Origin of the sequence: Streptomyces sp. NPDC005648, from assembly GCF_040605395.1 — a bacterium.
GTDB lineage: Bacteria > Actinomycetota > Actinomycetes > Streptomycetales > Streptomycetaceae > Streptomyces.
Genome location: NZ_JBEXCS010000074.1, coordinates 45,314 through 51,361, shown reverse-complemented (window position 1 = coordinate 51,361; position 6,048 = coordinate 45,314). Strand labels below are relative to the sequence as shown.

The window sequence follows — 6,048 nt, the reverse complement described above, 5'->3', positions numbered from 1 at the left end:
GGCGAGGGTCTGCACTCGGGTCGCCCGGATCAGGGGACGGTGCAGGCGCAGGGGGCCCATGTCGTTGTGGGTGTAGCCGAGGGCGTGGTCGACCTGGCCGCTGATCACGTTGGCGGAGAGCATGCCGCACACCACGAGGGCGAGCGCGTAGTAGAACGCCGTCAGGCCCAGGCCGCTGTGCGAGTCGAGTGGATGCCCGTCCTTGACCGCGACGGCGGCCGGGTCGGCGAGCAGGACGCGGGCCGCGGCGGGCAGCTTCGCCTGCTGGGCGCCGATCTGCGCGGTCAGCCCCTTGCCGATGTTGAGCGAGGCGCTCTCAGCGGCCTGTGTCGTCGCGACCCGGGCCAGGCTGGAGCCCAGGCTGCCGGCGGACTGGTTAGTCAGCACTGTCAGGGTTGGTCGGACGGGGGTTTCCGCGGCCGTGGTGCTGGTCAGGGCGGTGACCGAGGACGTGAAGTCGGCGGGCACGACCAGCGCTCCGTAGAGCTTGCCCTTGCCGAGTTCCTCCTTCACCTCCTTCTCGTCCATCACCTTCCAGTCGATCTTCTCCCCGCCCGCGGTGGACTTCTTGATCGAGTCGGTGATCTGGGCCCCCAGGTTGACCTGCTTACCGCCGACGGCAGCCCCCTTGTCGGCATTGACCAGCCCGACTGGCAGGTCCTTCATGTGACCGGCCGGGTCGATGTTGGCGCCGACATACAGCACGGCGAACAGCAGCGCGAGGACACCGGTGATCACGCCGCTGGCGATCCACAGGGGTCTCGCACGCAGCACGCGGAAGGGATGCATTCCATTCATGACTTACTCCGGCCTGGACAACACAGTTACATCGGGAGATGACCGGACGGCACCATCGCCGAACCGGGAACCTGCGGACGCCCCACAGGGGGAAACCGACCGGTTTCCCGTTAATACTAAACCGATCATTTTCGTTATTCAAATCGACCACCACCGTCCCCGGGAAGGCATCGGCGCGCTGCGGTGCCGTGATGGATCGGCGTGTGCGACTTGCTCAGGGGCAGGCCTGTTCCGCCGTGGCGTGTGGCGACGATCTCGGCGGCGATGGACAGGGCGGTCTCCTCGGGTGTGCGGGCGCCGAGGTCGAGGCCGATGGGTGAGTGCAGGCGGGTCAGTTCGGCGTCGGTGAGGCCGGCTTCGCGGAGTCTGCGGTCGCGGTCGGCGTGGGTGCGGCGGGAGCCCATCGCGCCGATGTAGGCGGCCGGCAGCCGCAGAGCCGCTTCCAGGAGGGGTACGTCGAACTTGGCATCGTGGGTGAGGACGCACACCACCGTGCGGTCGTCGGTGTCGGTCTGGTGCAGGTAGCGGTGCGGCCAGTCGACCACGATGTCGTCGGCCTCGGGAAAGCGGGTCCGAGTGGCGAACACGGGCCGGGCGTCGCACACGGTGACGTGGTAGCCGAGGAACTTGCCTATACGCACCAGCGCGGCGGCGAAGTCGATGGCGCCGAAGACAATCATGCGCGGCGGCGGCACGCTCGACTCGACGAACACGCTCAGGGCTGGCTCGCAGTGGGAGCCGTCCTGCGCGATGGCGAAGGTGCCGGTGCGGCCGGCGTCAAGCAGGGAGCGGGTTTCGTCGACAACGGCCCGCTCCAGGTCCGGGCGTCCGCCGAGGTCACCTTCGTACGATCCGTCGAGGCGGACCGCCAGCGCCCGTCCCAGGAGCTCGGCCGGGCCGTGGACGATGCGGGCGAGTGCCACTGCCTCGCCCCGGACGGCGGCCGACAGCACCGTCTGGAGCGCCTTCCTGTCCGGTCCGTCGGCGCGCACCGGGGTGACCAGGATGTCGAGGACGCCGCCGCAGGTCAGGCCGACGGCGAAGGCGTCCTCGTCGCTGTAGCCGAACCGCTCGCGCACCGTCTCACCGTCGGCGAGCGCCTGAGCGCACAGGTCGTAGACCGCGCCTTCCACACAGCCGCCGGACACGGAGCCGATGGCGGTGCCGTCGGCGTCGACGGCGAGCGCGGCGCCCGGCCCGCGTGGTGCGCTGCCGCTGACGGCAACGACCGTGGCCACGGCGAAGTCGCGTCCTTCCTCGAGCCAGCGGTTCAACTCGTCCGCCATGTCCAGCATGCAGGTTGCTTTCGTGTCGTGTCGTGGTGCGCGAACGGGCCGCCGTCAGAGCAGCTTGTCCAGCGTGATCGGCAGATCCCGGATCCGCTTGCCCGTCGCGTGATAGACGGCGTTCGCGATCGCGGCCGCCACGCCGGTCATGCCGACCTCGCCCAGCCCGATGATGCCCAGGGGCATCGTCTTGTCCGGCTCGTCGAGCCAGTCGACGTCGATCGGGGGGATGTCGGCGTGCACGGGCACGTAGTAGGAGTCGAGCCCGGCGCTCATGGTGCGCCCGTTACGGGGATCGATCAGGCTCTGTTCCGACAGCGCCATACCGATGCCCATGACCACGGCGCCACGCAGCTGACTGGCCGCGGTCTTGGGGTTGATGACGCGGCCGACGTCGAACATGCCGAGCCAGCGCGAGATCCGCAGTTCGCCGGTGTCGGCGTTCACCCGCACCTCACAGAACTGCGCGCCACGGGCGGCCTTGGACCAGCGCTGGTCCTTCAGGAAGTTGGCCAGGAAGCGACCCTGAGTGCCCAGCGCTCCCAGCCGGGTGTCCGATCCGACCGAGGCCTCGATGAACGGACGCCCCGCCGCGCGCAGGGCGGCCGCCGGTCCCTGACCGGTCGTGCCCGTACGCCGGGCCAGGGCGCCCACCTTCCGGGTCAGCTCGGCGCACGCGGCGAGGACGCTGGTGGCCACCGTCGCCGTCTGGTTGGAGTTGCCGGCCATCGGGCCGGACGGCAGGGCCGAGTCGCCGTACTGGACTTGGACCTTCTCGTAGGCGACGCCGAGCGCGTCCGCGGCGATCTGTGCCTGTACGGTCGCGGCGCCCATGCCCATCTCGTGGAAACCGCACTGCACGAGCGCGCTGCCGTCGTCGCTCAGCCGCACCTTGACGTCGGCGACCAGGCGCACGACCGGGTGGTAGGCGGTAGCCATGCCCATCCCGACGAGCCACTCGCCGTCCCGCATGGAACGGGGTTCGGGGGTGCGGTGCGCCCAGCCGAAGTGTTCGGCACCGGTCTCGAAGACTTCGCGCTGCATCCGCTGGGAGAACTTCTTGCCACCCGTGGGATCCGTCGCGGGCTCGTTGCGCAGCCGGAGGGTGATCGGATCCATGGACAGTTCGTAGGCGAGTTCGTCCATCGCCGATTCCAGCACGAAGCTGCCGATCGCCTCGCCGGGGGCGCGCAGCCAGGTGTTGGGCATCAGATCCATGGCGACGAGGTTCTGCCGGGTCAGCATGTTCTGGGCGCCGTAGAGGTGCCGGGCCGGCGAGCTGGTCGCCTCCAGCAGGCCCCCGGCCGAGCCGGTGCGGGTGATACTGTCCTGGATCAGCGAGGTGAGCAGACCGTCGCGGGTCGCACCGAGCGCGATCCGGTTGGTCGAGGCGGTACGCCCACCGGTGACGCGGCTGACGGCCCTGCGGCTCAGCGCCAGGCGCACGGGCCGCCCGACTGCCTTGGCCGCCATCGCCGCGATGACCGTGCCGGGCCAGACGGCGAACTTCCCGCCGAAGCCGCCCCCTACGAACTCGGCACGGACGCGGACGTGGGACGCCGGCACACCGAACCGCCAGGCCAGGTAGCGGCTGGTCTGGTCGATGGCCTGGGCGGTGTCGTGCACGGTGAGGTGGTCACCGTCCCAGACGGCGACCGTCGCGTGCGGCTCGATCGCGTTGTGCTGCAGGCCGGGCGTGGTGTAGCGCAAGTCGACCGAAACCTCCGCAGCCGCCAGCGCCGCCTCCGCGTCACCCTTTTTCGAGTGGCCGGCGAACGTGAGGTCGCCCTTCGCCGCGGTGGCGTTCTTGTGCTCGACAGTGAAGTCCACCCGCGCGGGCAGCGGCTCGTACGTCACTTCCACGAGCGGGGCGGCCTCGTTCGCCGCGGCCGAGGTCTCCGCGACCACGACGGCGATCGGCTGACCGTCCCAGAAGACCTGATCGGTGTTGAGGTAGTCGAGGCTGGTCCCCGACACGCTCGGTCCCAGGTCCCGCACGATGTTGTGGTTACGCGCCGGGCGGATCCTCGGTGCGTTGAGGTGGGTGAGGACAGCCACGACACCCGGCACTGCGGCCGCTGCGGCCGTGTCGATGCCGGTGATCGTGCCCCGGGCGACTGTGGCGTGCACCAGCGTCGCGTACGTGAGGTTCGGATACGGGTGCTCGGCGGAGAACCGCACCGCCCCGGTCACCTTCGCGTGGCCGTCCCGGCGGTCGACCGGTCGGCCGACCGCGCCCCCGACAGGTACGGACGCGTCCGCGCCGTGCTCGGAACCCGTTCTGGTCTGTGTGGTCATGATGCGCTCCGCTCGGCGTTGAGGTTCCGCAGCACGGCCACGACCGTCCTCTGGGCCAGGTCGATCTTGAAGGCGTTGTCGGACTGGGGCAGGGCGGGGGCGAGTTCGGCAGCGGCGGCGCGGGCGAAGCTCTCGTCGGTGGCTTCGGCGCCGAGCAGCAGCTCTTCGGCGACGCGCGCCCGCCACGGCTTGGTCGCGACGCCGCCGAGTGCGAGGCGGACCTCGGTGACCACGCCGTCCTCGACGGCCAGCGCCGCGGCGACGGAGACCAGGGCGAAGGCGTAGGACGCCCGGTCGCGGACCTTGCGGTAGCGCGAGCGCGCCGCGACCGGCACCGGCGGCAGCTCGACGGCCGTGATCAGCTCGTCGGCGGCCAGCACCGTCTCGATGTGCGGGGTATCGCCGGGCAGCGTGTGGAACTCGGCGGCCGGGATACGCCGGATGCCGCGTACGCTCTCGACCTCGACGACCGCGTCGAGCATCACCAGCGCCACCGCCATGTCCGACGGATGCGTGGCGTTGCAGTGCTCGCTCGCCCCCAGCACCGCGCTGCCCCGGGAGAACCCGCCGATCGCGTCGCAGCCGCTGCCGGGTGCGCGCTTGTTGCACGCGGAGGTCTCGTCGTAGAAGTACATGCAGCGGGTGCGCTGCAGCAGGTTCCCGCCCACGGTCGCCATGTTCCGCAGCTGGGCCGAGGCCCCCAGCAGGATCGCCTGCGCCAGCACCGGATAACGGGTCCTGATGAGAGGGTCCGCGGCGAGCCCGCTGTTGGTCACCAGCGCACCGACCCGCAGACTGCCGTCGGGGAGTTCCTCGATCCCGGTCAGCGGCAGGCGGGTGATGTCCACGACCGTTCCCGGGTCTTCGATGCCCTCGCGCATCAGATCGACGAGGTTCGTGCCGCCCGCCAGGAACTTCACGTCCTCGCCGTCCGCGATCGTGCGCAGCGCCGTGACCGTGTCCGGGGCACTGAGGTAGGAGAACGACTTCACTTCGCGACCTCCTTGATCGCGGCGACGATGCCGTTGTAGGCGCCGCAGCGGCACAGGTTGCCGCTCATCCGCTCCCGGATCTCCGCGTCGTCCAGTTCGCCGGTGTCGGCGAGGTGCTCGGTCGCCGCGCTGGGCGCACCGTCCTTGTGCTCGGCGAGCATGCCGATCGCCGAACAGATCTGGCCCGGCGTGCAGTAGCCGCACTGGAACCCGTCCGTGCGGACGAACGCCGCCTGCAGCGGGTGGTCGACGCCTTCGATGGTCGTGATGTCCCGGCCCTGGTACTGCACCGCCAGTGCGAGGCAGGAGTTGATCCGCCGGCCGTCCACCAGCACGGTGCAGGCCCCGCACGCGCCCTGGTCGCAGCCCTTCTTGGTACCGGTCAGGCCCAGGTACTCGCGCAGCGCGTCGAGCAGACTCACCTGCGGTGAGACGTCCAGTCTTCGGGCGGATCCATTGATCCGCAGCTCGATCTCCACCGTGTCATTCCTCCGGTTCGCCCGAGGGCTCGTTCTCTAGGGGGCGCCATCAGGCACATAGGCCAGGACCAGAGGGACTCCGCTCCGCTGACTTCGCAAACCACTGGCCGAGGGAGCCGAATCACGAGGGTAGGTCCATGATCTAAAACAGGAATGTAGCAGTTCAAACCATTAACCGCATCACGCTTGTCGCAA

General features: G+C 69.9%; 5 protein-coding genes. All 5 read right to left on the bottom strand.

The genetic code is table 11. The annotated features are described in order from the left end of the window. A partial coding sequence (locus tag ABZT17_RS32895) for a YhgE/Pip family protein (RefSeq protein WP_356354282.1) occupies positions 1-798 on the bottom strand: 798 nt, incomplete at its 3' end. A gap of 134 nt (positions 799-932) precedes the next feature. Continuing rightward, on the bottom strand, positions 933-2,093 hold the full coding sequence (locus ABZT17_RS32890; protein WP_356354280.1) for an XdhC/CoxI family protein: 1,161 nt from the start codon (positions 2,091-2,093) through the stop codon (positions 933-935). Positions 2,094-2,138: 45 nt separating this feature from the next. Continuing rightward, complete coding sequence (locus ABZT17_RS32885; RefSeq protein ID WP_356354278.1) at positions 2,139-4,382, bottom strand: xanthine dehydrogenase family protein molybdopterin-binding subunit; 2,244 nt, start codon at positions 4,380-4,382, stop codon at positions 2,139-2,141. After that, positions 4,379-5,374: a xanthine dehydrogenase family protein subunit M gene (locus ABZT17_RS32880; protein WP_356354276.1), complete on the bottom strand. Its 996-nt coding sequence runs from the start codon at positions 5,372-5,374 to the stop codon at positions 4,379-4,381. Before ABZT17_RS32880 ends, ABZT17_RS32885 begins: the two co-directional genes overlap by 4 nt. Beyond that, positions 5,371-5,853: a 2Fe-2S iron-sulfur cluster-binding protein gene (locus ABZT17_RS32875; protein WP_356354274.1), complete on the bottom strand. Its 483-nt coding sequence runs from the start codon at positions 5,851-5,853 to the stop codon at positions 5,371-5,373. The genes ABZT17_RS32880 and ABZT17_RS32875 overlap by 4 nt, the downstream gene beginning before the upstream one ends. Positions 5,854-6,048 lie beyond the last annotated feature (195 nt).